We start from the raw sequence: 25,298 nt of genomic DNA on the forward strand, positions 1-25,298 counted from the left end.
AAAGACGAAGCGGAAGGGGAAATTGATTGACAGTATCATCACATGTATATAGAATGTAAATATGTTTATAGAGTCGGATGATAAATTCGAGAGAGACTACACGGGAAACCGATGTGGCGCCGAAGGGGAAAGGAGTACCAAAGCTCTCAGGCAAAAGGATTGAATTTGGACGAGCTCTCTGGAGAACGCGAGTATGCGTACCGAAGAAGAAACTTGTGAAATACGGAAGTTAAGAATGATAATTGAAGTAAAACATAAGGAAACTTTCAGGTTCGAGGACAGAGATGAACAAAAGTATAGGCGTGCTTTGTTTGTCTGTGTCTTTTTTTGTTCGCATTTTCCGGGAACAGGAACTGCAAAAGAAAGAGGAGGCAAAAGAATGGCAGTAATATCAGGGTTAGGGTTGTTGTTAGTCACACTGGCGGCATTTTCGCTGTTTAGTATGAAGGCACCGAAAGGATCAGAGGCGATGTCCGGGATGGCAAGTGCAGCGGTGGCTACATTTCTTGTGGAGGCAGTACACAGATATATTTCGGGTGACTTACTGGGAGTCAGCTTTCTAGGTGAAGTAGGAAGTACAGCCGGAAGCTTAGGTGGAGTTGCAGCAGCGATCATGGTGCCGATCATGATGGGAGTAAATCCGGTATACGCAGTTGTTGCGGGGGCAGCGCTGGGAGGATATGGAATTTTACCGGGATTTATTGCAGGATATGTAGTTGGATTTGTTGCACCGCTTCTTGAGAAATATTTACCGACAGGGCTGGATGTGATTGTCGGAGCGCTCTGTGTGGCACCGCTGGCAAGAGGAATTGCATATATTTCCGATCCAGTTGTAAATGCAGCGATGGAACACATCGGATCTATGATCACAGCAGCGACAGATCAGTCACCAGTATTGATGGGATTTATGCTCGGAGGCTTGATGAAAATGATCTGTACCTCACCGCTTAGTTCTATGGCGTTGACGGCGATGCTTGGACTGACTGGACTTCCGATGGGAATTGCATGTATCGCATGTGTCGGTGGGGCATTTACAAACGGAATGATTTTCAAAATGCTCAAATTAGGGGATAAGAGCAGTACGATCGCAGTTATGGTAGAGCCATTGACACAGGCTCACATTGTGACGAAACACCCGATCCCAATTTATGGATCTAATTTCTTTGGTGGAGGAATTGCAGGTATTGGAGCGTCCCTACTTGGAATTGTATGTAATGCGCCGGGAACAGCATCACCGATTCCGGGAGTGATCGCACCATTTGCGTTCAATTCACCGGTAAAAGTAATCCTTGCATTAGCTATCGGTGTAGCAGGCGGGATCTTGGCAGGATATGTGGGAGGACATATTTTCAAAAAGCATTACGCAGAATCTGACGCACACATGGAAGGATAGGGAATCGGAGAGATACCGAAGAGAAGTAATCCGTACAGAACGAGCAGGCCTATTTTTTGCAATCCGTAAACATAGGGAGAAAAGTGGCATAAAGTAAAAAGAGGCAAATATGTAAAAAGAAGAAACCGCGAAACCTCTGGGGAGAGGCGACGATGTTTCTTCTTTTTGTATTGCACAAAATATGAAAAAGATGTTTGTTGTACTATAAAATACTAAGAGAGATCAAATAATTCAATACTGCGGAAAAGGATCCCTTTCATCTGTGCGATCGCAATCCCGTAATTTGTGATTGGGACATTCTGATCTTCGGCACAGGCAATCCGGTATTTCATCTCGCGGTCATTGAGCATACAGCCACCACAGTGGATGATCAGCTTATATGGGGATAGATCAGCTGGAAATTCTGTGCCGCTTGTAAAGTGAAATTCCGGTTCACAGTTTGTATAGCTGCGAATCAGGCGTGGAAGTTTCACAGTGCCGATATCTTCGCATTGCCGATGATGCGTGCATCCCTCGGAAATCAGTATTTTGTCTCCGTCAGAAATAGAATCCAAAGTGTGGGCGCCGTTTACGACAGTGGAAAGATTCCCTTTATGCCTTGCAAACAGGATTGAAAAGGAAGTAAGAGGGATATCTTTTGGCGTCTGTCGGTCTACCTGAGCAAAAGCCTGACTGTCGGTGATGACCATTCGTGGTTTGACAGACAGTTCGTCTAATGTCTGGCGAAGCTCCGTATCCTGTACGCAGAGCACACGCCCATGATGATCCAAAATATCCCGGATGGTCTGCTGCTGTGGAAGGATCAGACGTCCCTTTGGTGCAGAGGCATCGATCGGAATCACGAGAATCACAAGATCCATGGGGGAGAGCAGATCGCTGACGATCGGAAGTTTTGTTTCTTCGCTTGGCTGGATTGCGCCGAGCAGGTCTTTGAGTGCAGAAATCTGAAATCCGGAGGCAGCACTGATAGAAATAGCTGATCCGTTTTTCGAGGTGTCTGTAGTCGTATCTGGCATCTGGGATTCGCTAGTCGGGCAAAGATCACATTTATTGAATGCGATGACATAGGGAATCTGTTTTTTCTGGATCTGTTCCAGAAGAGCGAGATCTTCCTCCGTCATCCCGATGGTGCCATCCACAACAAGGATGGCAATATCGGTCTTATTTAACATTTGGTAGGTCTTCTGAACGCGCAGCTCTCCGAGTGGTCCGTGGTCATCAAGTCCCGGAGTGTCGATGAGTACGACAGGACCAAGCGGGAGAAGCTCCATGGATTTTAATACCGGATCCGTTGTTGTCCCTTTGATGTCGGAGACGATTGCGAGATTCTGACCGGTCAGTGCGTTGATCAGGCTGGATTTTCCGGCATTTCGTTTCCCGAAGATTCCGATATGTAGGCGTTCAGAGGAAGGGGTTGCATTTAAACTCATGTCAGTTACAGTCCTTTCCATGATAAGTAGAGTATCGTGTTACAAAGAAAAAGTATCAGTGACCAAAGCGGTACGTTTGAGAGATGTTAGAAACGGAAATCTCTCCGATTTTCTTCTTCAATCGCGCGTAGATGGTCAATAACGATTGCGCGTACGTTCTCATTTGGAATCTGCTCCAGTTCTTTTAAAATCAGTTTTTCTCCGACTTCTTTTGTCGCAGGAGAAGCATAGTCTGTCAGATATTCTTTCAGTGTCATCAGTGCATTTGGCTGGCAGCAGTTCTGGATCTGACCGGATTTGCAAAGAGACATGAAACGGTCGCCGGTGCGGCCTTCCCGGTAGCAGGCAGTACAGAAGCTTGGGATGTATCCCATTTCCATCAGCCACTTGACAATATCATCGAGTGATCTTGTATCACTGAGGTCAAACTGTGCAGAGTTTTCTTCTTCCGGCTCCGGCTCTGCATATCCGCCTACACTTGTCTTGGAGCCGCCACTGATCTGGGAGATTCCAAGGTGCAGAACACGCTCACGGGATTTCTGGCTCTCGCGGGTAGATACGATCATGCCGGTATAAGGCACTGCAATGCGGATGCATGCCACAAGTTTTGCAAAAATATCATCGTTGATCCCGTTGTCAAAATCATTTGTGTCAATATCGTCGGCTGGACATAAGCGCGGCACACTGATCGTATGAGGACCCACACCGTATGCAGCTTCCAGATGTTCTGCATGCATCAGAAGTCCTGCAAATTCATAGCGGTATTTGTCAAGACCGAACAGCACACCGATTCCGACATCATCAATACCTGCTTCCATTGCACGGTCCATCGCGGTAGTATGGTAGTCATAGTCGTGTTTTGGTCCGGTCGGATGCAGCTCCAGATAGCTTTTTTTATGATAGGTTTCCTGGAATAAAATGTAAGTTCCAATTCCTGCTGCCTTCAGTTTCCGATAATTTTCTACCGTTGTTGCCGCAATATTGACATTGACACGGCGGATTTCTCCGTTTTTATGTTTGATGCTGTAGATGGTGTCAATACATTCGAGGATATATTCGATCGGATTGTTCACAGGATCTTCCCCGGCCTCCAGCGCCAGACGTTTGTGACCGAGATCCTGGAGCGCGATCACTTCCTGACGGACTTCTTCCTGCGTCAGTTTCTTTCTTGCGATATGCTTGTTCTTTAAATGGTACGGACAGTAAGTACATCCGTTGACACAGTAGTTGGACAGATAGAGCGGCGCAAACATGACGATACGGTTTCCGTAGAAATCTTTTTTGATCTGTTCTGCAAGTGCATAAATTTCTTCATTTTTCTCTTCGATATCACAGTCAAGAAGAACGGCAGCTTCCCGGTGGGAGAGCCCTTTTCGTTCTTTGGCTTTTGCAATGATCTGGTCGATCAGTTCCACGTTATGTTTGTTTGCCTCTGCATAGGAGAGGGTTTCCAGAATTTCCTCGTGGTTGATAAATTCCTCTGGATTTTTTGATCTGACATCGTACATGGTGATGTTCCTCCTCTTGAATATGATAGTTTTGGCATGAGTTCATGCAATTAGTTTACTGGTGGGATTGTTTCGGTATTCAAAGAATCTCCGCGGGCTACGACAACATGGTAGCCGATTTTCTCCATCCGCTTTTCCATACAGTGCCGGCATTCAGCAGCTTCATCTCCTGTACAGATTTTGTTGTCGTAGAGCGCATAATCTTTTCGCACATCGGTTGGAGAAAGGTTTGGCATAACGACATTTGCTCCGGCAAGAATACCAAGCTCTCTTCCGTTTGGATCGATCGTTCCAAGCGCAGTTGTCGAAGGCAGCAGAAGCTTTGGAATCATCAGTCGCAGAAGTCCGAGCATAAATAAGGTCAGTTCCAGCGTGCCGGCCGGCTGTGCGGCAAATGGGGTATCATGGTGCGGAATAAAAGGTCCGATTCCGACCATATGTGGATTCAGTTGTTGGATAAACAGCATATCTTCTGCGAGATGCTCGGCAGTCTGGTAAGGAGAGCCGACCATAAATCCGGTTCCGGTCTGATAGCCGATTTCCTTCAGATCATACAGACAGCGTTGCCGGTGGGCGGCGGTCAGTGCCGGTGGATGCAGTTTGCCATAGTGGGTGGAATTATATGTTTCGTGCCGCAGAAGATAACGATCCGCCCCAGCATCAAAAAATGCCTGATAACTTTCTCGTTCTTTTTCGCCGATGGAGAGTGTGATAGCACAGTCCGGAAAGTCTGTTTTAATCTTCTCGATCAGAGAGATGATTTTTTGATCTGTAAACCAGCCATCTTCTCCGCCTTGAAGGACAAAGGTGCGAAAGCCCAGTTCATATCCGGTACGGCAGCAGTTTTGGATATCTGTTTCACTCAGTCGGTAGCGACACGCATTTAGGTTGCTTTTCCGGATGCCGCAGTAGATGCAGTCATTTTTGCAATAGTTTGTAAATTCGATTAGACCGCGGATATACACATCATGTCCATAATGTTGGTGCCTGACTTCGCGTGCCTGTGAAAATAGATATTCGCTCACATCGCGGGTGCGGTTTTCAATCAGAAACATCCACTCTTCTTTCGAGAGGAGATGGGTGTCACGCAGTTGATCGATCAAGGTGATCAAAGTTTGTTCTGCTATTTTATTCATAGAAAATACTGCCTTTCTTAAAGTTCCGCGGAAGTTGTCTTTGCATAAATTGTCTTGCTGGAAATACCGGGAAGCATTCCGATTTTCCCAGATAAGGCGCTGATCACGTTGTTGGGTGCATCCATAGCAATGCTGATGATGGAGAGGCTTTTCTCACGGTAAGGGATTCCCATTCTTCCGATGATATAGTTGCCATACTGGCTGAGCAGGCTGTTGAGCTGTTCGACAGAATCGCTGTTTTCCACGACAATACCGATCAGAGCGATTCTGGTAGGTGTTTGTTCCATAAAGACCTCCTGTAATTCTTATGTGGTAATCGTATCATATCGGGATAGCTGAGGAAGAGTGATGTGATCTTTTTAGAAAAAAAGACTCTGCGAGAAGGCAAAGTCTGATGAGGGTTTTCCATATGGTATCATGCACAGTTTCAGGAAGGATACCGTATACGGTCAGTCATTTTGTTGTCCTCTTCGCCTTTTCACTCAGGAATTCCTTTATGATCAGTACGTTTTTTTCAGTATAACATGTGGAAGAGCGGACGGCAATAAAAGTTTATTGTTTGACGAACTTGTGTGAAAAGGGGTTTACGCGGGGAAAAGAATTCGTTACAATAAAGAAGAGTCAGAAAAAGACTGGAGAGCCGGGGAGAGGCCGGCAAAAATCAGAGAAAAGAGGAGACAGATTATGGCAAATCCAATCGTAACATTTGAGATGGAAAACGGAGATGTGATCAAGGCAGAATTATATCCGGAGATCGCACCAAATACAGTGAATAATTTTATTTCTTTAGTACAGAAAGGATTTTATGACGGACTGATCTTCCACAGAGTGATCCGTGGATTCATGATCCAGGGAGGATGTCCGGACGGAACAGGAATGGGCGGCCCGGGATATCAGATCAAGGGAGAATTTAAGCAGAATGGATTTATAAATAACTTAAAGCATGAGCCGGGAGTTCTCTCTATGGCAAGAGCAATGCATCCGGATTCTGCAGGATCACAGTTCTTTATTATGCACGAAACTTCTCCGCACTTAGACGGATCTTATGCTGCATTCGGAAAGGTAACAGATGGCATGGATGTCGTAAATAAGATCGCAGAGACAGCGACAGACTACAGTGACCGTCCGTTGGAGACACAGAGAATGAAGAAAGTGACTGTAGATACAATGGGAACAGAGTATCCGGAACCAGAGAAAAGATAAGAAATATCTTTGGAAATGAAGAAAAGAGCTGCACACCAAAACAACCGGTGGGCAGCTTTTTCTCTTGCAATACGACTTGGCTTCCAGTACAATAAAAGGCAGCTGGCAACAATGAGTAGAAAGCGAGGAACAGCCATGCGAATGATTCAGACAGAGAAACTTGTATATGAATATGAAAAAAGAGACGAAGAAGGAAATATAATCGGAAGTCATCGGGCGATCAATGCGGTCGATGTTCATGTGGAGCCGGGAGAGTTTGTTGCGATCCTTGGTCATAATGGTTCAGGAAAATCTACACTGGCAAAACATATGAATGCGATCCTGACACCGACAGAAGGTACGATGTGGGTAAATGGCAGAGATACGAAAGAACCAGATAATCTGTGGGAGGTCAGACAGTCTGCGGGGATGGTATTCCAGAATCCAGACAATCAGATCATCGGAACCGTGGTAGAGGAGGATGTCGGATTTGGTCCAGAGAACCTTGGAGTGCCCACAGAGGAGATCTGGAAACGTGTTGAGAAAAGTCTTGAGGCGGTTGGGATGATCGAGTATCGGCATCATTCCCCGAATAAATTATCTGGAGGGCAGAAACAGCGCGTTGCGATTGCAGGAGTTGTGGCAATGGAGCCAAAATGTATTGTACTGGATGAACCGACTGCGATGCTTGACCCAAATGGGCGTAAAGAAGTGCTGCGTGCCGTGGAAGAACTTAGACGTCGGGAGAAAGTGACAGTGATTCTGATCACACATTATATGGAAGAAGTAGTTGATGCTGACCGGGTAATCGTCATGGATCAGGGAAATGTTGTGATGGAAGGAACACCGAGGGAGATCTTTTCCCGGGTAGAGGAATTAAAGAAATATCGATTGGATGTGCCGCAGGTCACGCTGCTTGCCTATGAATTGCAGCAGAGAGGTCTGCCGCTTGCAAACGGCATTTTAAAGACAGAGGAATTGGTGAAAGAATTATGTCAATTACATTAGAACATATCAATTATACATATAGTGAAGGGACAGCCTATGAAAAAAAGGCGCTAAAAGATATCAATTTGGAGATTCCCCACGGGCAGTTTGTAGGGATCATCGGACATACAGGTTCCGGGAAGTCTACACTGATCCAGCATTTCAATGGATTGATCAAGGCCACGAGCGGGGTGTTGAAGTATAATGGGGAGAATATTTACGGGGAACAGTATGACTTGCGAAAGCTGAGAAGTCAGGTGGGGCTTGTGTTTCAGTATCCAGAACATCAGTTATTTGAGACAGATGTGATCACAGATGTCTGTTTCGGACCGAAAAATCAAGGATTGTCTCCCGAAGAGTGTAAGGAGCGGGCAAGAGAGGCATTAAAACTTGTCGGGTTTCCAGAAGAGTTGTATGAAGTATCTCCATTTGATCTGTCTGGCGGACAGAAACGAAGAGTTGCGATCGCAGGGGTACTTGCAATGCATCCACAGGTACTCGTACTTGATGAGCCAACCGCAGGGCTGGATCCGAAAGGGAGAGATGAGATCTTAGATCAGATTGCCCTTCTCCATGAAAAGAAAGATATGACGGTCATTCTCGTATCTCACAGTATGGAAGATATTGCGAAATATGTGGAGCGAATCATTGTGATGAATCGCGGAGAGAAGATGTATGATGGAACTCCGCGGGAGGTGTTTGCGCATTACAAGGAGCTGGAAGCAGTAGGGCTTGCGGCACCACAGGTTACTTATATTATGAATGCTTTGAGAGAAAATGGGATTTTGGTATCATCCGAGGCGACAACGGTGGAAGAGGCTGCAGACGAGATTCTGCGTGTGGTATCCGGGGAGAAGAAAGAAGCAGACAGCAGAGATGGGCAGGTGAGAAAATGATTCGAGATATAACAATAGGACAGTATTATCCGGCGGACAGTATTTTGCACCGCCTGGATCCGAGAGTAAAGATATCTTGTACATTATTGTATTTGATTTCTTTGTTTCTGTTTAAGAGTGTACTTGGATATGTGATTGCCGGGTGCTTTCTTGCCGGAGTGATCTGGTTATCAAAGGTTCCGGTCAAATTTATTGTAAAAGGATTAAAGCCGGTTGTAATGCTTTTAATGATCACAGTGATTTTTAACTTGTTTTTGACAAATGAAGGGGACGTATTAGTCAAAGTCTGGATTTTTAAAATCACGGAAGGAGGACTTCGCACAGCGGTATTTATGGCAATCCGTCTTGTATTTTTAATCGCAGGTTCTACGATCATGACATTGACAACAACGCCAAATGCGTTGACAGACGGGATTGAGAAGCTATTAAGACCGCTGAATAAGATTCATGTTCCAGTGCATGAGATTGCGATGATGATGTCGATCGCGCTGCGCTTTATTCCGATTCTGCTGGAAGAGACAGATAAGATTATGAAAGCACAGATCGCAAGGGGGGCAGATCTGGAGAGTGGAAATATTATTCAAAAGGCAAAGAATATGATTCCGATCCTTGTGCCGCTGTTTGTCTCTGCTTTTCGTCGTGCCAATGATCTTGCAATGGCGATGGAGGCAAGATGTTACCGCGGTGGGGATGGAAGAACAAAGATGAAACCGCTTGTATATCATTCACGGGACTATCTGTCTTACACAGTGATGGCAGTCTATCTTGTCGTCGTTGTTGGAATCGGAAGATATGTGCCGTTTCATCTGTGGATATTTTAGAGGGTGAGTTATGCAGAAAAAGAGAATCAAACTGACGATCGCGTATGACGGGACAAATTACTGTGGATGGCAGGTACAGCCAAATGGAATCACAGTGGAGGAAGTGATCAATAAGGCACTTTGTAAACTGACTGGGGAAGATATTGCAGTGATCGGCGCCAGCCGCACAGATTCTGGGGTACATGCCCTTGGAAATGTGGCAGTGTTTGACAGTGCGACAAGCATCCCGCCGGAGCGGATCGCGATGGCATTAAATCAGAGACTCCCAGATGATATTGTGATTGTAAAATCTGAGGAAGTAGCCACGGATTTCCATCCACGGTATTGCGATTGTGAGAAAACATACGAATACCATATTATCAATACGCGGACGCCAATTCCGACCAAGCGACTGACAAACTATTTTGTTTCCTACGATCTTGACGTAGAAAGGATGCAGCAGGCGGCAGATTATCTTGTCGGAGAGCATGACTTTGTCAGTTTCTGTAATGTGCGGACACAAGTGGAAGATACTGTGCGGACGGTGACCGAGCTGGAAGTCTTGAGAGAAGGGGAGGAGATTACGATCCGGATCAGCGGAAACGGATTCCTCTATAACATGGTTCGGATTATCGTGGGAACACTGGTTCGCGTAGGAAGAGGATTTTATACCCCTGAGAAAGTGAAAGAAATTTTGGAGGCAAAAGACAGAAAGGCTGCAGGAGTGACTGCTCCGGCACATGGTCTGATGCTGGTGGAAATCCGTTATCCGAAGAAATAGAATAGTGAAAAGAAGGAAGCTAAAGAAATGTATTTTGAGGTTGTGAAATTTTGAAAAATCAGAAAGAAACACCCTATGAAATCATAACTCTTTAGCTTTTTTTATTGAGAAAAGTCAACTTTGTGTCTCAGATTGCAGTAGGGGGCAGAGAAAGAAGCAAGAATTCCGTTTGATGATTTAAAAGAAATACGTTAGAATAGAGGGGGTTAAGTTAAAAAGTTCAAAAATATGATGGATAAAAATAAAGATAAAGGAGCAAAAAATGAAAGCATTAGTAATCGCGGAGAAACCTTCCGTTGCGAGAGATATTGCGCGTGTATTAAAGTGTACAAAAAATATTTCTGGTGCGATAGAGGGAGAGAAGTATGTAGTGACATGGGCGCTCGGTCATCTTGTGACGCTGGCAGATCCGGAGGAATACAGCAAAGAGTATAAAGAGTGGAAGATGGAAGTTCTTCCAATGATGCCAAAGCCGATGAAACTGATTGTGATCCAGAAGACGGCGAAACAATACCGTGCGGTAAAGGAGCAGCTGTTTCGGAAAGATATCGGGGAGATTGTCATTGCAACAGATGCAGGAAGAGAAGGGGAGCTTGTGGCGAGATGGATTCTTGAGAAAGCGGGATGCAAAAAGCCGATCAAGCGCCTTTGGATTTCTTCTGTGACAGATAAGGCAATCCGGGAGGGATTTGCAAAGCTTTGTGACGGCAGAAAATACAATGATCTTTATGCAGCAGCGGTATCCCGCGCAGAGGCAGATTGGCTTGTCGGGATCAATGCGACACGGGCGCTGACCTGCAAATATAATGCACAGCTTTCTTGTGGGCGTGTGCAGACACCGACATTGGCAATGATCGCAAAACGAGAAGAAGAAATCCGCGCATTTCGCCCGCAGGAATATTATGGTCTTCAGGTGCAGGCGGGAAAGATTCAGTGGACATGGCAGGATCAAAAGTCGGGAGGTTTCCGGTCGTTTTCAAAAGAGCGGATAGAAACTATCAGCAGTTTTGTTTCCAATGAGAAACTGTCTGTGAAAAAGGTGGAGAAAGCAGCGAAAAAGAAATATGCGCCGGGGCTTTATGATTTGACGGAACTGCAGCGAGACGCCAATCAAAAATTTGGATTTTCTGCAAAGGAAACGTTAAATATCATGCAGCGACTCTATGAGAATCACAAAGTGCTGACGTATCCTCGGACGGATTCCAGATACATTGGCACGGATATCGTAGATACGATCAAGGACAGACTGCGCGCAATTAGTGTTGGGCCATATAAGAAGCTGGCAGGAAGTCTTGTGATGAAGCCGCTTCGCACGAACAAGTCGTTTGTAGATGATAAAAAAGTAAGTGACCACCATGCGATCATTCCGACAGAACAGTATGTCCAGCTGGAACATATGACAAGTGAGGAGAGAAAGATTTACGATCTTGTTGTGAGAAGGTTTTTAAGTGTGCTCTATCCTCCGTTTGAGTATGAGCAGACCACACTGCATGCGGTGGTTTTAGGTGAACATGCAGGAAAAAACAGTGAGGAACATTTCGTTGCAAAAGGAAAGATCGTAAAGGAAGCAGGATGGAAAACCGTCTATGACTGTGAGGAAGAAGAGGCGGAGGAAGGACTGAAAGAACAGTCTCTTCCAACGATAGAAGCCGGTGACAGATTGCCGGTGGAGCGGGCGGCTGTGACAAGAGGAAAGACAAAACCGCCGGCACATTTTACCGAGGCGACGCTGCTGTCTGCGATGGAAAATCCGGTCAGATATATGGAGAGCAGAGATCAAAAAGCTGCCAGAACACTAGGGGAGACCGGAGGGCTTGGAACGGTTGCCACGCGAGCGGATATTATTGATAAATTATTTTCTTCATTTTTGATGGAGCTAAAAGGAAAAGAAATCCATATTACGTCCAAAGGCAAGCAGCTTCTGGAGCTTGTACCGGAAGACTTAAAGAAGCCTGAGCTGACAGCAGATTGGGAAGGAAAGTTGTCAGCGATTGCAAAGGGGAGCCTAAGGAAAGAAAAATTTCTTGAGGAGATCAGGAACTATACGGAGGAGCTGATAGAGGAGATTAAAAAGGGAGACGGAAAATTCCGCCATGACAATGTGACAAATAAGAAGTGTCCGGAGTGTGGGAAACCGATGCTTGCGGTCAAAGGGAAAAATGCAAGAATGCTTGTATGCCAGGACAGAGCCTGTGGACACAAAGAAGTGATCGCCCGCATTTCCAATGCAAGATGCCCGAATTGTCACAAGAAGATGGAAATTATTAAAAAAGGTGATGAAGAGCAGTTTGTATGCGCGTGTGGACATAAGGAAAAGATGTCTGCATTCAAGGCACGGAGAGCCAAAGAGGGTGCAGGGGTAAGCAAGAAGGATGTCCAGCGGTATCTGAAGCAGCAGAAAGATGAGCCGGTCAATACAGCGTTTGCAGATGCATTTGCGAAGCTGAAATTGTAAGATGGAAGGATGATCGGAAAAGGGAAACGATGCACAAGAGGCTGAGCATTTTTATAGTGTTCCTATGTGAGAAAATGTTGTATAGATGTCTTTGCGTGTAGTATAATAACATACAGTAAAAAAGAAGGAGGCGCAGGGAAACCGACGCGCAAAGGTGTGAGTTGATGGCGCGCCGTACTCTGCAAGAAGGACAATGCAGATTAAAAATGTAAAAGTATTTACAGAAGAAAAACAGTTTCAACAAGGAGAGATTGCAATCGCAGACGGAGTTTTTGCAAAAGAGGCAGACGGAGAAGTGATCGATGGAGAAGGTTGTTATGCGATTCCGGGAATGGTCGATGTTCATTTTCATGGCTGTGTAGGGTATGATTTCTGCGATGGGACAGAGGAGGCGATTGCCGAGATTGCTAAATACGAGGCAGCTCAGGGAGTGACTACGATCGTTCCTGCAACAATGACACTTCCGGAGGAGACACTGATGGAGATTTCAAAGATTGCCGGAAATTATAAGGCAACGGAAGGAGCTGACCTTGCAGGAATCAATATGGAGGGGCCGTTTATCAGCCCTGGAAAGAAAGGGGCACAGGCATCCACACATATTGTAAAACCGGATATTGCGATGTTTCGCAGACTGCAGGAGGCTGCAAATGGACTGTATCGTTTGGTAGATATTGCGCCGGAAGTAGATGGGGCAATGGAATTTATTGAGGAATTAAAAGAGGAAGTCAATATTTCTTTTGCACATACACTTGCAGATTATGATATTGCGAAGAAAGGATACGATCTGGGAGCAAATCATGCCACACATCTGTACAATGCAATGCCTCCATTTTCACATCGGGCACCAGGAGTAATCGGGGCGGCACATGACAGTGCACATTGTATGGTAGAATTAATCACAGATGGGGTACATATCCATCCATCGGTTGTGCGTACTACTTTCGATATGTTTGGAGATGACAGAGTTGTTTTGATCAGTGATAGTATGAGAGCGACTGGGATGCCAGATGGAGAGTATACACTTGGAGGACAGGCAGTACAGGTGAGAGGAAATCGAGCTACATTGGTAGAAGGAGGTGCGTTGGCAGGCTCCGTGACAAATCTGGCAGACTGTATGCGCGTGGCAGTGAAAGAGATGCAGATACCGCTTGAAAGTGCAGTGGCAGCAGCAACGATGAATCCGGCAAAGAGTGTGGGACTTTATGATAAGTATGGTTCAATCACAGAAGGAAAAGTTGGAAATGTTGTGCTGCTTCGGGAAGATTTATCACTCAAGGCAGTAATCCAAAATGGAAGAGTGATTCGTTGGGAAGAATAAGTTTGATAGGAAAGAAGTAATTATTTATAAAAGAAAAAAGAGGAGACAACAGGAAACCCGAGAGGGGAACCGGTTGTCCTTTCTTTTTTTAGTACAAATGATAATAAATATCAAAATCATATTGAAAACAGGAAAAGCATATGGTAATATAAACGATATTGAAAATTATATTCAAAATTGTTTTTAGGTTATAGAAAAGGAGCTTATTATGTTAAATATATTGCTTTCAGTAACAGCCACAGTATTATTTGTACTGCTCTGTGTTATTTATCCGCTTGGAATTCTTAGATTTTCAGAAAAATCCAAGGAAAAGCAAAGAAAGAGTGTGGATTGTTTTTTGCGGAAAATACATAAAAAAATGGGAGTATGGATAATCGTAGTCTCGCTGCTTCACGGAATTGTAGAAATCAAAGCCGGAAATTTGGATGGAATGTTCAGTGGAAAAATCTGTTTTCTACTTCTGATCTTATTATGGTTGAGTTATGGATTGAAACGGGTTCTTAAGGAAAAATGGATGATCGTGCACCGGATACTTGCAGTGCTCACAGTGATTGCAGTCATCGTTCATGTAGGAGGTATGTGATGAAATTTATTTATTTGACAATCGGATTTTTTGCATTTGTGCTTGGTTGTGCAGGAATCGTGCTTCCGGTACTCCCGACGACACCGTTTCTGCTTTTGGCGGCAGTGTGTTTTACCCGGGGAAGCAGACGGGTAGATCAGTGGTTCAGACAGACAAAGGTATATAAGAATCATTTGGAAGGATTTGTGAAGAACCGGGAGATGGAAGGAAAGACAAAAGTGGTGATACTGACATTTGCATCAATCTTTCTTCTGATTACATTTTTTATGATGGAAAATGTATATGGGCGCACCTTCATTTTGTGTCTGATACTATTGAAATATTACTATTTTATATGCAGGATCAAGACGGTAAAGAAAAGAGAAAAGAAAGGGATAATATACCATGATGATCAACAAGCGATTAATTAAAGAGATGGGGGAGACAAAGCAGTATATCGGAATGCAGGTACTGCTTCAATGGGCAGCGCTCCTTTGCAATATTTGTCTCATATTTTACATTTCCAATGTTCTTTGGCAAGTGGTAAAAGGAAATGCCGGAAATATTTCCTTGATTTTGAGCATAGGAGTATTTGCCGGTGTCATTGCAGCACGTCGTCTGTTTTTGAGGCTGGAGGCAGCGTATTCCCATCGTTCCAGTGAGTATGTAAAGAAGAAACTGCGTCACCGGATTTACGAACATATTTTGAAAGTTGGCGAGAAGTATGAGAAAACATTTTCTACTTCTGAAATTCTTCAGGTGGCAGCTGAGGGCGTAGAACAGCTCGAAATATATTTCGGGAAATATCTTCCGCAGTTATTTTACAGTCTGCTGGCCCCGATCACACTTTTTATTCTTGTTTCCTTTATGAGTGTAAAAGTTGCACTAATCCTATTTTTATGTGTACCTCTCATCCCGGCTTCCATCATTGCCATACAGAAATTTGCAAAAAAATTACTGGCAAAATATTGGGGCAGTTATGTGCAGTTGGGAGATCATTTTCTTGACAATATTCAGGGACTGACCACATTGAAGGTTTATCAAAGTGATGGCTATAAAAATGAAGAGATGAACAAAGATGCAGAACATTTCCGGAAAATTACAATGAAGGTTTTGACGATGCAGCTAAACTCAGTGACTTTGATGGATTTGATCGCTTATGGGGGAAGTGCGCTTGGAGTTATTTTTTCCTGTATGGAACTGCGGGCAGGAAACTTAAATATGATGCAGGCGTTGGCAATCATTTTGCTTGCGGCAGAATTTTTCATTCCACTACGGCTGCTCGGTTCATTTTTCCACATTGCGATGAATGGAATGGCGGCAAGCGATAAGATGTTTCGGCTGCTGGATATGGAAGCAGAGGAAGTGGATATGGACAATAAGCAGGAGAGAGAGAAGGCTGGAGAAAAAAATGACCGTGTGCCGTATGCAGTTTCGGCAAGGCAGGTTACATTTGCCTATGAGGAAGAACAGCCGATTTTGAAAGAGGTGACAGTGGACATCCCTTCTCGTTCGCTCGTGTCAGTTGTCGGTGCATCTGGTTGTGGAAAGAGTACACTGGCATCACTGTTTATGGGGTATCAGACTGCGCAGAGTGGAAAGGTGCTGATCTGTGGCAAGGATATTCGGATGATCCCGGTAAAGGAGCGCATGAAACAGATGACGCTTGTATCTTTCCAAAATTATCTGTTTAAGGGGAGTGTTAGAGAAAATCTGTTGATGGGAGATTCATCTGCAACAGAGGAAAAGCTTCTTGCGGTACTTAAAAAAGTTAATCTGTATGAGTTTTTCCAAACGCAGAACGGATTGGATACAATGCTCGATGAGCAGGCGGCAAATTTGTCTGGTGGACAGAAACAGAGACTTTGTATCGCGAGAGCGCTTCTTCATGACAGTGCACTCTATATTTTTGATGAGGCGACAAGTAATATTGATGTAGAGAGTGAAGAAATTATTTTGAAGTTGATTAGAAACCTTGCACAGGAGAAGACGGTAATTCAGATCACACACCGCCTTGCCAATGTGGCAGACAGTGACCAGATTTATATGATGGAAAAAGGCTGTGTGATTGAGAAAGGAACGCAGGAAGAACTTCTTGAAAAGCAAGGCGCATATGCAGACATGTATGAACTGCAGAAAGCGTTAGAACAATATCGGGAGGAGGCAATATAATGAAGAGGAGAAGTGGAATCAAAATCGTCATGCAGTTGATTGGACTTGTAAAACCGATGTGGCTGATTATGACAGGGGCAGTCATTCTTGGAGTGATTGGGTATCTCTGTGCAACATTTATTACGATCCTGGGAGGATACGGTCTTCTCGGAGTGCTGGGAGTCCAGACAAAAATGTCCTTACATACCGTTTTTATCGTTGTGGCAGCACTTGCGGTTCTTCGAGGAGCGCTCCGCTATGGGGAACAGGCGGGTAACCATTACATTGCATTTCGTCTCCTGGCTCTGATTCGGGATAAAGTATTTCAGAAACTTCGTAAACTGGCTCCGGCGAAACTGGAAGGAAAAGACAAGGGAAACCTGATTGCAATACTGACAAGTGATATTGAACTTTTGGAAGTATTTTATGCACATACGATTTCGCCGGTCTGTATTGCTGTGTTGACTTGTGCGGTGATGATTGCCTTTTTTGCCAGCTATCATCCGGCACTTGCGCTAATTGCCTTGGCAGGCTATGTGACAGTCGGAGTCATTCTTCCGATGATCACAAGTAAGATGGGAAAAGAGGATGGAAATCGCTATCGCAATCAGTTCGGGGAGATCAACACTTATTTTCTTGACAGTATCCGAGGTCTTCGAGAGGTCATTCAATACGATTGTGGAGAAGAGCGATTGGCAAATATAGATCAGCAAAGTGAAGCGCTGACAAAACTGCAGGGCAGATTAAAGAACTGCGAAGGCAAAGCAAGAGCAAACTGCGATTGTGCAATTCTCGCTTTCTCGTTTCTGATGTTAATGACTTCTGTATATCTCTTCCAGAAAGGGATGTTAAATACAGAGGGGGTTGTGATCAGTACGATTTCGATGCTTGGCTCTTTCGGACCGGTGACAGCACTCAGCAATCTCGCAAATAACCTGCTTCACACATTTGCGAGTGGTAACCGGGTATTGGAACTGCTAGAAGAAGAGCCGCTGATCCAGGAGGTAGAAGAAAAAGGAGCAGAACCTTCTTTTGATGGCTTCCACATAAAGGATCTTACGTTCTCTTACAAACAGGGTGAGGAGGAAGAACAGATCCTGTCGGATGTCTCTCTGGAAATTCCAAAGAACGGGATACTTGGAATCGTAGGAAAGAGTGGTTCTGGAAAATCAACTTTGATCAAATTGCTGATGAGATTCTGGGATGCAGAGAAAGGAGAGATAAGCATTTCCGGCAAACCGATCAAAGAGTGGAGTACAAACGGTCTTCGCGCACTGGAGAGCTACGTGATTCAGGATACATATTTATTTGAAGATACCATTGAAAATAATGTAAAGTTGGCACGGCTTGGAAGTACTCATGAGCAAGTGGTGGAAGCATGTAAGAAGGCAAATATCCATGAATGGATCGAAAGCCTTCCAAATGGTTATGACACAGTGATCGGAGAAGGAAATCATCAGCTTTCCGGCGGAGAGCGGCAGAGAATTGGAATTGCAAGAGCATTTCTGCATAATAGTGAGGTTATTCTTCTTGATGAACCAACAAGTAACCTAGACAGCTTAAATGAAGCAGAGATTTTAAAAGTGCTTAAAGAACAACAGAAAGATAAGACCATTATTCTCGTATCCCACAGACAGTCTACAATGAAGATTGCAGATCGTGTCATCCGGATGAAAGAAGGACGCGCTTCTTAAAAGAAGGGGGAAATTCATCAAAGAGTCATTGACGCATTTCTTTCTAATAGTGTAGAATGAAGAAAGAAATATAAGAAAGAATATAAAAAATAAAGTGTCGCAGGATGTGGGCTGCGGCACTTTTTGATTTTAATAGTATAAAAATTTAAGAAAAGATTTAAAAAGGTATCTTCTAGTAGAAGTTATACGGTCTGTTCCGCTACTTTTGTTACTTTACTGGGTTCCCTCATATATACGAGAACATACATCACAGCGCCCATCGCACCGGCGAGAAGTACATCGATAACAGAGTGCTGTTTTAAGAACATTGTTGATAAAATGATCAGTACAGTCAATGCGAGAGAGCCGTAGTGGATCAGCGTGTTCTCCCGGAGCTTTTGATTGTGGGAGATGGCGATGTAGGCACCAAGGGAATTGTACACATGAATACTCGGCAGAATATTTGTCGGCGTGTCTGTAGCATAGAGGGTACGAACCATATCTACAAATATATTCTCTCTGGCAAAGGTATCCGGTCTTAATAACTGACCATTTGGATATAGCGTGGATACAATCAAAAAGATAGTCATTCCTGTGAAAAGGAAGAGACAGAGTCTGTAAAATTCGTTCGTATTACAGAAGAAAAAGTATCCGATCGTCACAGTGATAAAAGCGAACCAGAGCATATATGGAACTATAAAGTATTCGATAAAAGGAATCTTATCATCCAACGGGGTGTGGATAACATGAAATTTTGTAGTCACATGCTGCTCTAAGTAAAAAAACCATGGCAGATAGATCAGTCCATAGAGAAATACCCACGCATGCTTATATTTTTTCAAAAATGTTTTCATAGTTTTTACAACTCTCTTTCGTCATTGTCGGATCACTGCCTGACAGAGCCTGTAACAACAGGGTAAAGGCAGTTTAAGTTATAGGAGATTATAACATGAATGAAATGGAACAACAACTAAGTTCATAGTATCTTAATAATTTTCCGGAAAAATTTTATAAATTACTTTTGTATTGTCTGTGGTGCGATTATGAGCAGGCGTTCTTGTTCACAGGTGACGGAGATGGCATCCTGAAGAAAGGCAGACTCACCGTCTGCATGTACCGGCATAGGAGCGCTGGTATGGATCTGGACTTGTTTGCATCGGAATGTGTCGACGCCTTTTAGAGAGGTATGCCAGCCAAATAATCCGATTGCCATCAAAAATAATAGTTTTATCTTAGAGACATCGTGGATCATACAGAGATCTAACTTGCCGTCATTGTTCTGAGCATTCGGACAGAAGCGAAATCCTCCGCCTTCGAAAGGTTGGTTCATCACGGCGGCAAAGTGAAGCTTCTCGAAAGTGACTTCTGTTCCGTTGTCAAACGAAATGCGGCAGCGGCAAGGTTTGTGCAGCGCAAGTTCGCGCAGTGAAATAAATGCGTAGGAAAGCTTACCTAAGTGGATACGGTTCAGTAAGACTTTCAGTCTGGACACCAGAGCCAGGTGACAGATTGCGGCGTCAAAACCGATTCCGGTGCTGACGGCGAACTTCCGTATTTTTTTCGTGTCTTTTTCAGAATATTTGAGAACTCCAATGTCAACGGTTCGGTAACTGTTTGGAGACAGTATCAGTTCCAATGCTTTTTGTGGATCCGATGGGAGAGCCATTCCCTTTGCAAAATCATTTCCGGAACCGGTTGGGATATATCCCAGGATAATATGCTCCGGATGTTCTATGCCATTTAATACTTCATTGACCGTTCCGTCACCGCCTACAACAATCAGTGTTGTGCGGGAAGAGAGGTCTTTCGTAAGCTGTTGTGCAAGTTTTGTGCCATGTCCTCGGTGAGAAGTGAAATATACGCGATATAAAATGTTCCGTTCTTTCAGGAGTGTTTCTATTTCTGTCCAGATCTGGCTCGCATGTCCGGAGCGGGAAGCTGGATTTACAATAAATATGTACATGAGTCTATACTCTCCTCGTATCTGCTGTTTTTTCTCAAGTATACAACAAAAAAAGAGGAAATACTACTTTTGTTTGCTAAGATAAAGTTGACGAATAGAAGATCGAGGGATAAAATATTTATAACAGAAATATTGGTATAAAACAGAAAAGAGGAAACTATGGAACGGACAGAAAATTTGAACTTTAATCAGACAGACAGGGTGGCGGCAATCGGAAAGGCGCTTTCATCCGAAATTCGGATACAGATTTTAGAGGCACTCGAAGAACAGGAACACAATGTCAATGAGCTGGCAGAACTTCTGGAACTTCCGGCTTCTTCGACGGCAATGCATGTCCGGGTGCTGGAGGAGGCAGGATTGATCGAGACGGAACTTCGAGCGGCAGTGCGTGGTTCTATGAAGATGTGCAGGAAAAGTGTCGACAGCCTTATGATTCAGCTTCGGAAGGAAAAGGATGAAAAGGTGGAGAAGATCAGTATGCCGATCGGAAATTATGTGGATTACCATGTGGAACCGACCTGTGGAATTGTATCGGGAGATGGACATATTGATATGGAAGATGAGCCGGCAGTATTTTACAACCCAAGAAGAGTAGAAGCAAAGCTTCTCTGGTTTGGGAATGGGTATCTGGAATATCGCTTTTCTAATGCTTCACTCAAGAAAAATACACTCCGTAAACTGGAAATTTCAGCGGAAGTATGCGCGGAGGATCATGAATATAATATGGACTATCCGTCCGATATCACCGTATGGGTCAATGAGATCGAAGCAGGCACTTACGAATGTCCAAGCGATTTTGGAGGAAGAAAGGGAAGACTGACACCGAACTGGTGGCCAGAGCAGAACACGCAGTATGGAGAACTCAAGACATGGTGTTTGAAAAAAGATGGAACATACCTCGATGGAAAGAAAGTGACGGAACATGGGCTGGCAGAATTTAAGCTGGAAGAGCAGGAATATATTTCAGTCAGGATTGGAGTCAAAGAAGATGCGGTACACAAAGGAGGCATGAACCTGTTTGGCAATGGATTTGGAGATTATCCGCAGGACATTGTCATGAAGATGTGGTTCTCGTAATTGCGGCAGAATAGATTTTACAAAATATGGAAAAAGAAATCCGAGAATAAAAAAACAGATATATCACAGAGAAAAAAAATCCTATGGATATATCTGTTTTTTGTTGGTCTTTGCTGAGACTGTTATACGGATTTTATCTAGCTTTTCTTTGCATCAATATCTCAGAAGCAAAGAAAGTTTTCTAGCGAGGTCGTTTTGGCATCTCCCACGCATTATGATCAGTATGAAGCAACAGATGTGCCTTGTGTGAGAGTGGTTTGCCCATAAAGTCTTCGTACAGTTTTAATACATCTTTGTTCTCATGTGAGAATCGGATATTTGCATTTTTATCGAGGAAGTACAGATTCTTTCCACGTTCAAGGGCGAGCTCCTGACCATCGTGGATCGGTTGTCCGCCGCCGCCGACACATCCGCCCGGACAGGCCATGACTTCTACAAAGTCATAGTGGACATCACCGCGCTCGATCATTTCAATCAGTTGTCTGGCATTGCCAAGTCCGCTGACAACAGCTGCTCTTACAACTGTATCACCGATTGGAATCTCTGCACAGACAGCACCGTGATTTAAGTTGTTGCTTCTGACAACAGAGAATGCATCGGCATCCGGGTTCTTTCCGGTTACGAGGAAGTATGCGGAGCGAAGCGCCGCTTCCATAACACCTCCGGTTGCCCCAAAAATGACTCCGGCGCCGGAACCATCCTGCATCAGCGTATCACAAGGGGCATCTACCAGAGTAGATGGTGCGATGTGAGCGGAGCGGATCATGCGCACTAGTTCACGGGTTGTCAAAACGATGTCAACATCATGGCCGGCATATTCTTCATAGAAGAGTTCCATATTGCGTTCGCCTTTCTTTGCAAGACAAGGCATGATCGATACCGTACAAATATTTTCCGGATCTACACCAATTGATTTCGCAAAGTATGTTTTCATGACCGCACCGAACATCTGCTGTGGAGATTTTGCGCTTGATAACTGCGGCACAAGGTGCGGATATTGGGATTTAATGAAACGGATCCATCCTGGGCAGCAGGAGGTGAACATCGGGCGGTCTTTGAGTTCGCCGTTCTGGAGCCGTTCTAAAAATTCTGCTCCTTCTTCCATGATCGTAAGGTCAGCAGAGAATGCTGTGTCAAATACATAGTCAAAACCGATCTTTCGAAGAGCGTCGACGATCTTTCCGACCGTTGCCTCTTCTCGTTTCATGCCGAGTGCTTCCCCCCAGGCTGCACGAACAGCAGGTGCGATCTGTACGACAGTGATTTTTTTCTTGTTGGCAAGTGCAGACCAGACTTTTTCAGTGTCGTCGCGTTCGCGAAGTGCACCTACCGGACAGTGGGTAATGCACTGACCACAGAGCGAACAGTCAGCATCTTCAATCTTACGATTCTTTGATACGTGTACAGTTGTGCGGGATCCGGTGCTTTCTACATCCCAGATATTCAAACTCTGGATCTTGTCACAGACTTGAATACAGCGCATACATTTGATGCATTTAGAAGAATCGCGGATCAATGGGAAATCTTTGTTCCACGGAGTCTGTTCCAATTCTTGTTGAAACGGCACTTCAAGAATGTTCAGGTCATTTGCGATTTTCTGGAGAGTACAGTTTCCGCTCTTTACGCAGGTTGCACAGCGGCAGTCATGCTGAGAGAGGATCAACTCTACTGTTTTTCGCCGGTTCATGCGAACTTTCGGACTGTTAGTGTAGATGACCATGCCCTCTTCTACTTTATTATTGCAGGAGATGATCAGTTTATCTTTGCCCTCCAGTTCGACTACGCATACACGGCAGGCGCCGATCTCGTTGATATCTTTTAAATAACATAATTTTGGAATCGGGATTCCATTATGTTCGGCTGCTTCCAGGATCGTTGTGCCGGCTGGCACAGTGATCGGTTTATTGTCGATTGTAAGATGTACAAGATTTACCATAATGTTTCTCGACCTCCTTTAAATATGCCGAAGCCGAAGTGATCACAGCGAAGGCAGCGAGATGCCTCCTGCTTTGCTTCTTGTTCGGTCATACAGATTTCTACCCCGTCAAAGTCGTGGATACGTTTACAGACTTCACGTTCTGTCATATTTACTCTTCCGCAAGGGGTTCTGTCATCCAGTCTTGGTTCCGGAATTTCTACATCAGCAGAAATGATATGGTGGAATCCAAGATATTCATCAATATTAGCTGCAACAACCTTTGCTGCTGCAATCGCTTTGATGACGGAGGCAGGACCAGTTGCACAGTCTCCACCGGCAAAAACGCCAGGGATGTTTTCGAATCCGGCATTTTTCTCGGACATGATCCGTCCACGCTGTACCGGGACACCAGCCTCTTCAAAGTGCTGGAATTCAATATCCTGACCAATCGCAACGATCAGTGTTGTACAAGGGATAAACTGATCTTCCTCGCCAGTCGGACGTACACTTGCACGACCATCTTTGATCTTACTGATCATCTGTGGTGTGACATAAAGTCCCTGTACATGACCATTTTCATCCGTGACAATGCGGGAAGGAGATTTCAGTGTCTGCACTTCGATTCCTTCTGCAACAGCGCCTTCGATCTCTTCCGGAAGGGCAGTCATATCAGCCACACGTCTCCGGTAGACGATGCTAACTTTTTTTGCGCCGAGACGGACAGCAGTGCGGACTGCATCCATGGATACATTTCCGCCTCCGATGACAGCTACTTCCTGACCGGTTAAGTCAGTAGGATTACCGTTTCCGACATCTCTTAAGAATTTTACAGCGGAGAGAACTCCTTCTGATTGTTCTCCGTCGATTCCAAGCTTCTTGTCTGTACTTGCACCGATTGTGATCAGGACAGCATCATATTGTTCGCGAAGGCTTTGTACAGTAATATCTTCGCCGATTCTAAGTCCGTGTTTCACTTCCACGCCTGTTTCCAGGATTGCCTCAATATCCTTATCAAGCTGCTCTTTCGGAAGACGGTAATTTGGGATTCCATAGCGGAGCATACCGCCAAGTTTTGGAAGCATCTCATAAACAGTCACCTGATGTCCCATCAGCTGAAGGAAGTAAGCACTGCTAAGTCCTCCAGGTCCGCCTCCTACGACAGCAACTTTCTTGCCGGTAGATTTGGCGCATTTCGGAGGTGGAACCTTTCCGGAAAAATCTGCGGCAACGCGCTTCAGTCCGCGGATATTGATGGAGTCGTCTACCATGTTGCGACGGCATCTGGCTTCGCAAGGATGTTCACAGATATATCCGCATGTAGTTGGAAATGGGTTGTCTTTGCGGATCAGTCGTACTGCATCTGCATAGCGGCCTTCTCCTACAAGTGCGATGTATCCAGGGATATCAACCTTTGCCGGACAGAGCGAAACACAAGGTACTGGTTGGTGGAACGTGCAGGTACAGCGTCCCTGACGGATATGTTCTTCGTAGTCTTCCCGGTAGCCGATAAGGCCTTTGTATACCATATGTGCGGCTTCATAGCCGATTGCACAGTCAGCAGAATCCATGATGGAAAGCGCAAGATCTTCCATCAGATCAAGTGTTTTCAGAGTTGCCTTTCCGTCAAGAACATCTGTGATCAGATTTTTAAGCTGTCCAAGTCCGATACGGCAAGGGACACACTTTCCACAAGTCTGTGCATGACAAAGTTCCAGAAATGCTCTGGATATGTCGACCGGACATAAGCCCGGAGGACTGGATTCGATCCTTCTCTCGAGGTCTTTGTAGAGACCTTCCACAACAAGCTGGGCCTTATCCGGAGTCGAAATCTCAAGTCTGCTCATAATATCACCTCTCATAAATATTTGTCGTTTTGAGTTTATAGAAAGCTTCTTCCATCGAAAAGAAAATTTATATAAAGCAAAAAAGACTCTCTTACAGCGATTGTAACTTATGCTGAATAAAAAAGCAATAAAAGTTAAAAGATAGTCAAAATTGTTAATAAACAGACAAGAGCAACAAAAAATCCTTTGACACGCCTGCGATCTATGATATAATAAACAGAGAA

Annotated in this window: 21 protein-coding genes and 2 riboswitches; of the genes, 13 read left to right on the top strand and 8 right to left on the bottom strand. The window is 44.6% G+C overall.

Annotation, left to right across the window (positions count from 1 at the left end; all coding sequences use genetic code 11):
• Window positions 1-77 precede the first annotated feature (77 nt).
• Window positions 78-172: riboswitch (glycine riboswitch) on the top strand.
• A riboswitch (glycine riboswitch) is annotated at window positions 173-292 on the top strand.
• Between the two features lie 87 nt (window positions 293-379).
• Window positions 380-1,393, top strand: coding sequence for a PTS sugar transporter subunit IIC (locus ACGG81_RS03055; RefSeq protein WP_390109522.1), 1,014 nt, complete (start codon window positions 380-382; stop codon window positions 1,391-1,393).
• A 212-nt stretch (window positions 1,394-1,605) separates the two neighbouring features.
• Here the strand turns inward: ACGG81_RS03055 and hydF are convergent, their stop codons facing one another.
• The 4 genes from hydF to ACGG81_RS03075 form a co-directional block, all read right to left on the bottom strand.
• Window positions 1,606-2,823, bottom strand: coding sequence for a [FeFe] hydrogenase H-cluster maturation GTPase HydF (hydF, locus tag ACGG81_RS03060; RefSeq protein ID WP_390109525.1), 1,218 nt, complete (start codon window positions 2,821-2,823; stop codon window positions 1,606-1,608).
• An 86-nt stretch (window positions 2,824-2,909) separates the two neighbouring features.
• Window positions 2,910-4,331 (bottom strand): [FeFe] hydrogenase H-cluster radical SAM maturase HydG, encoded by a 1,422-nt coding sequence (gene hydG, locus ACGG81_RS03065; RefSeq protein ID WP_009263050.1) that lies wholly within the window; start codon window positions 4,329-4,331, stop codon window positions 2,910-2,912.
• Between the two features lie 50 nt (window positions 4,332-4,381).
• Window positions 4,382-5,467, bottom strand: a complete 1,086-nt coding sequence (gene hydE / locus ACGG81_RS03070) for a [FeFe] hydrogenase H-cluster radical SAM maturase HydE (protein WP_016439732.1) — start codon at window positions 5,465-5,467, stop codon at window positions 4,382-4,384.
• Between the two features lie 17 nt (window positions 5,468-5,484).
• Entirely contained in the window at window positions 5,485-5,754 is a 270-nt protein-coding gene (locus tag ACGG81_RS03075) for a TM1266 family iron-only hydrogenase system putative regulator (protein WP_008976632.1), read from the bottom strand.
• A 397-nt stretch (window positions 5,755-6,151) separates the two neighbouring features.
• Here ACGG81_RS03075 and ACGG81_RS03080 point away from each other — a divergent pair, with 397 nt between their 5' ends.
• The 11 genes from ACGG81_RS03080 to ACGG81_RS03130 all read left to right on the top strand — a co-directional run bounded on the left by ACGG81_RS03080 (window position 6,152) and on the right by ACGG81_RS03130 (window position 18,293).
• The gene (locus ACGG81_RS03080; protein WP_390109529.1) at window positions 6,152-6,670 is read left to right on the top strand and encodes a peptidylprolyl isomerase; all 519 of its coding nucleotides are present in this window, start codon (window positions 6,152-6,154) and stop codon (window positions 6,668-6,670) included.
• A 135-nt stretch (window positions 6,671-6,805) separates the two neighbouring features.
• On the top strand, window positions 6,806-7,657 hold the full coding sequence (locus tag ACGG81_RS03085; RefSeq protein ID WP_016439734.1) for an energy-coupling factor transporter ATPase: 852 nt from the start codon (window positions 6,806-6,808) through the stop codon (window positions 7,655-7,657).
• The gene (locus tag ACGG81_RS03090; RefSeq protein ID WP_336304659.1) at window positions 7,642-8,532 is read left to right on the top strand and encodes an energy-coupling factor transporter ATPase; all 891 of its coding nucleotides are present in this window, start codon (window positions 7,642-7,644) and stop codon (window positions 8,530-8,532) included. The genes ACGG81_RS03085 and ACGG81_RS03090 overlap by 16 nt, the downstream gene beginning before the upstream one ends.
• Window positions 8,529-9,353, top strand: coding sequence for an energy-coupling factor transporter transmembrane component T family protein (locus ACGG81_RS03095; protein WP_008976628.1), 825 nt, complete (start codon window positions 8,529-8,531; stop codon window positions 9,351-9,353). The genes ACGG81_RS03090 and ACGG81_RS03095 overlap by 4 nt, the downstream gene beginning before the upstream one ends.
• Window positions 9,354-9,363: 10 nt before the next feature.
• Complete coding sequence (gene truA / locus ACGG81_RS03100) at window positions 9,364-10,113, top strand: tRNA pseudouridine(38-40) synthase TruA (RefSeq protein WP_009263045.1); 750 nt, start codon at window positions 9,364-9,366, stop codon at window positions 10,111-10,113.
• 262 nt (window positions 10,114-10,375) lie between these two features.
• Window positions 10,376-12,568, top strand: a complete 2,193-nt coding sequence (locus ACGG81_RS03105) for a DNA topoisomerase III (RefSeq protein WP_390109533.1) — start codon at window positions 10,376-10,378, stop codon at window positions 12,566-12,568.
• Between the two features lie 193 nt (window positions 12,569-12,761).
• Entirely contained in the window at window positions 12,762-13,886 is a 1,125-nt protein-coding gene (gene nagA / locus ACGG81_RS03110; protein ID WP_016439736.1) for an N-acetylglucosamine-6-phosphate deacetylase, read from the top strand.
• A 208-nt stretch (window positions 13,887-14,094) separates the two neighbouring features.
• Window positions 14,095-14,469, top strand: a complete 375-nt coding sequence (locus ACGG81_RS03115) for a hypothetical protein (RefSeq protein ID WP_008976610.1) — start codon at window positions 14,095-14,097, stop codon at window positions 14,467-14,469.
• Complete coding sequence (locus tag ACGG81_RS03120) at window positions 14,469-14,879, top strand: YbaN family protein (protein ID WP_390109538.1); 411 nt, start codon at window positions 14,469-14,471, stop codon at window positions 14,877-14,879. The genes ACGG81_RS03115 and ACGG81_RS03120 overlap by 1 nt, the downstream gene beginning before the upstream one ends.
• Window positions 14,854-16,620 carry an ABC transporter ATP-binding protein/permease gene (locus ACGG81_RS03125; protein WP_390109541.1) on the top strand — a complete coding sequence of 589 codons (1,767 nt, stop codon included), beginning with the start codon at window positions 14,854-14,856 and terminating at the stop codon, window positions 16,618-16,620. The genes ACGG81_RS03120 and ACGG81_RS03125 overlap by 26 nt, the downstream gene beginning before the upstream one ends.
• Window positions 16,620-18,293: an amino acid ABC transporter ATP-binding/permease protein gene (locus tag ACGG81_RS03130; protein WP_116441634.1), complete on the top strand. Its 1,674-nt coding sequence runs from the start codon at window positions 16,620-16,622 to the stop codon at window positions 18,291-18,293. The genes ACGG81_RS03125 and ACGG81_RS03130 overlap by 1 nt, the downstream gene beginning before the upstream one ends.
• A 182-nt stretch (window positions 18,294-18,475) precedes the next feature.
• On the opposite strand, the gene ACGG81_RS03135 is transcribed toward ACGG81_RS03130, so the two are convergent.
• Both ACGG81_RS03135 and ACGG81_RS03140 read right to left on the bottom strand, forming a co-directional pair.
• A complete protein-coding gene (locus tag ACGG81_RS03135; RefSeq protein ID WP_016439748.1) occupies window positions 18,476-19,126 on the bottom strand; it encodes a phosphatase PAP2 family protein in 651 nt (216 codons plus the stop codon).
• Window positions 19,127-19,287: 161 nt separating this feature from the next.
• Window positions 19,288-20,235 carry a diacylglycerol/lipid kinase family protein gene (locus ACGG81_RS03140; RefSeq protein ID WP_390109545.1) on the bottom strand — a complete coding sequence of 316 codons (948 nt, stop codon included), beginning with the start codon at window positions 20,233-20,235 and terminating at the stop codon, window positions 19,288-19,290.
• Between the two features lie 159 nt (window positions 20,236-20,394).
• Between ACGG81_RS03140 and ACGG81_RS03145 the strand changes: the two genes are divergently transcribed.
• Complete coding sequence (locus ACGG81_RS03145; protein WP_008976600.1) at window positions 20,395-21,312, top strand: ArsR/SmtB family transcription factor; 918 nt, start codon at window positions 20,395-20,397, stop codon at window positions 21,310-21,312.
• Between the two features lie 181 nt (window positions 21,313-21,493).
• Here ACGG81_RS03145 and ACGG81_RS03150 read toward each other — a convergent pair whose 3' ends face one another.
• Together ACGG81_RS03150 and ACGG81_RS03155 are read right to left on the bottom strand one after the other, a co-directional pair.
• Complete coding sequence (locus ACGG81_RS03150) at window positions 21,494-23,248, bottom strand: [FeFe] hydrogenase, group A (RefSeq protein WP_009263032.1); 1,755 nt, start codon at window positions 23,246-23,248, stop codon at window positions 21,494-21,496.
• On the bottom strand, window positions 23,242-25,074 hold the full coding sequence (locus tag ACGG81_RS03155) for an NAD(P)-binding protein (RefSeq protein WP_008976598.1): 1,833 nt from the start codon (window positions 25,072-25,074) through the stop codon (window positions 23,242-23,244). The genes ACGG81_RS03150 and ACGG81_RS03155 overlap by 7 nt, the downstream gene beginning before the upstream one ends.
• Window positions 25,075-25,298 lie beyond the last annotated feature (224 nt).

The sequence above is a fragment of the Faecalimonas umbilicata genome (assembly GCF_042846195.1).
Classification (GTDB): domain Bacteria; phylum Bacillota; class Clostridia; order Lachnospirales; family Lachnospiraceae; genus Faecalimonas; species Faecalimonas umbilicata.

Coding starts and splice junctions, on each gene's coding strand:
- ACGG81_RS03055 (WP_390109522.1), top strand. CDS start 380: ATGGCAGTAATATCAGGGTTAGGGTTGTTGTTAGTCACACTGGCGGCA.
- hydF (WP_390109525.1), bottom strand. CDS start 2,823: ATGAGTTTAAATGCAACCCCTTCCTCTGAACGCCTACATATCGGAATC.
- hydG (WP_009263050.1), bottom strand. CDS start 4,331: ATGTACGATGTCAGATCAAAAAATCCAGAGGAATTTATCAACCACGAG.
- hydE (WP_016439732.1), bottom strand. CDS start 5,467: ATGAATAAAATAGCAGAACAAACTTTGATCACCTTGATCGATCAACTG.
- ACGG81_RS03075 (WP_008976632.1), bottom strand. CDS start 5,754: ATGGAACAAACACCTACCAGAATCGCTCTGATCGGTATTGTCGTGGAA.
- ACGG81_RS03080 (WP_390109529.1), top strand. CDS start 6,152: ATGGCAAATCCAATCGTAACATTTGAGATGGAAAACGGAGATGTGATC.
- ACGG81_RS03085 (WP_016439734.1), top strand. CDS start 6,806: ATGCGAATGATTCAGACAGAGAAACTTGTATATGAATATGAAAAAAGA.
- ACGG81_RS03090 (WP_336304659.1), top strand. CDS start 7,642: ATGTCAATTACATTAGAACATATCAATTATACATATAGTGAAGGGACA.
- ACGG81_RS03095 (WP_008976628.1), top strand. CDS start 8,529: ATGATTCGAGATATAACAATAGGACAGTATTATCCGGCGGACAGTATT.
- truA (WP_009263045.1), top strand. CDS start 9,364: ATGCAGAAAAAGAGAATCAAACTGACGATCGCGTATGACGGGACAAAT.
- ACGG81_RS03105 (WP_390109533.1), top strand. CDS start 10,376: ATGAAAGCATTAGTAATCGCGGAGAAACCTTCCGTTGCGAGAGATATT.
- nagA (WP_016439736.1), top strand. CDS start 12,762: ATGCAGATTAAAAATGTAAAAGTATTTACAGAAGAAAAACAGTTTCAA.
- ACGG81_RS03115 (WP_008976610.1), top strand. CDS start 14,095: ATGTTAAATATATTGCTTTCAGTAACAGCCACAGTATTATTTGTACTG.
- ACGG81_RS03120 (WP_390109538.1), top strand. CDS start 14,469: ATGAAATTTATTTATTTGACAATCGGATTTTTTGCATTTGTGCTTGGT.
- ACGG81_RS03125 (WP_390109541.1), top strand. CDS start 14,854: ATGATGATCAACAAGCGATTAATTAAAGAGATGGGGGAGACAAAGCAG.
- ACGG81_RS03130 (WP_116441634.1), top strand. CDS start 16,620: ATGAAGAGGAGAAGTGGAATCAAAATCGTCATGCAGTTGATTGGACTT.
- ACGG81_RS03135 (WP_016439748.1), bottom strand. CDS start 19,126: ATGAAAACATTTTTGAAAAAATATAAGCATGCGTGGGTATTTCTCTAT.
- ACGG81_RS03140 (WP_390109545.1), bottom strand. CDS start 20,235: ATGTACATATTTATTGTAAATCCAGCTTCCCGCTCCGGACATGCGAGC.
- ACGG81_RS03145 (WP_008976600.1), top strand. CDS start 20,395: ATGGAACGGACAGAAAATTTGAACTTTAATCAGACAGACAGGGTGGCG.
- ACGG81_RS03150 (WP_009263032.1), bottom strand. CDS start 23,248: ATGGTAAATCTTGTACATCTTACAATCGACAATAAACCGATCACTGTG.
- ACGG81_RS03155 (WP_008976598.1), bottom strand. CDS start 25,074: ATGAGCAGACTTGAGATTTCGACTCCGGATAAGGCCCAGCTTGTTGTG.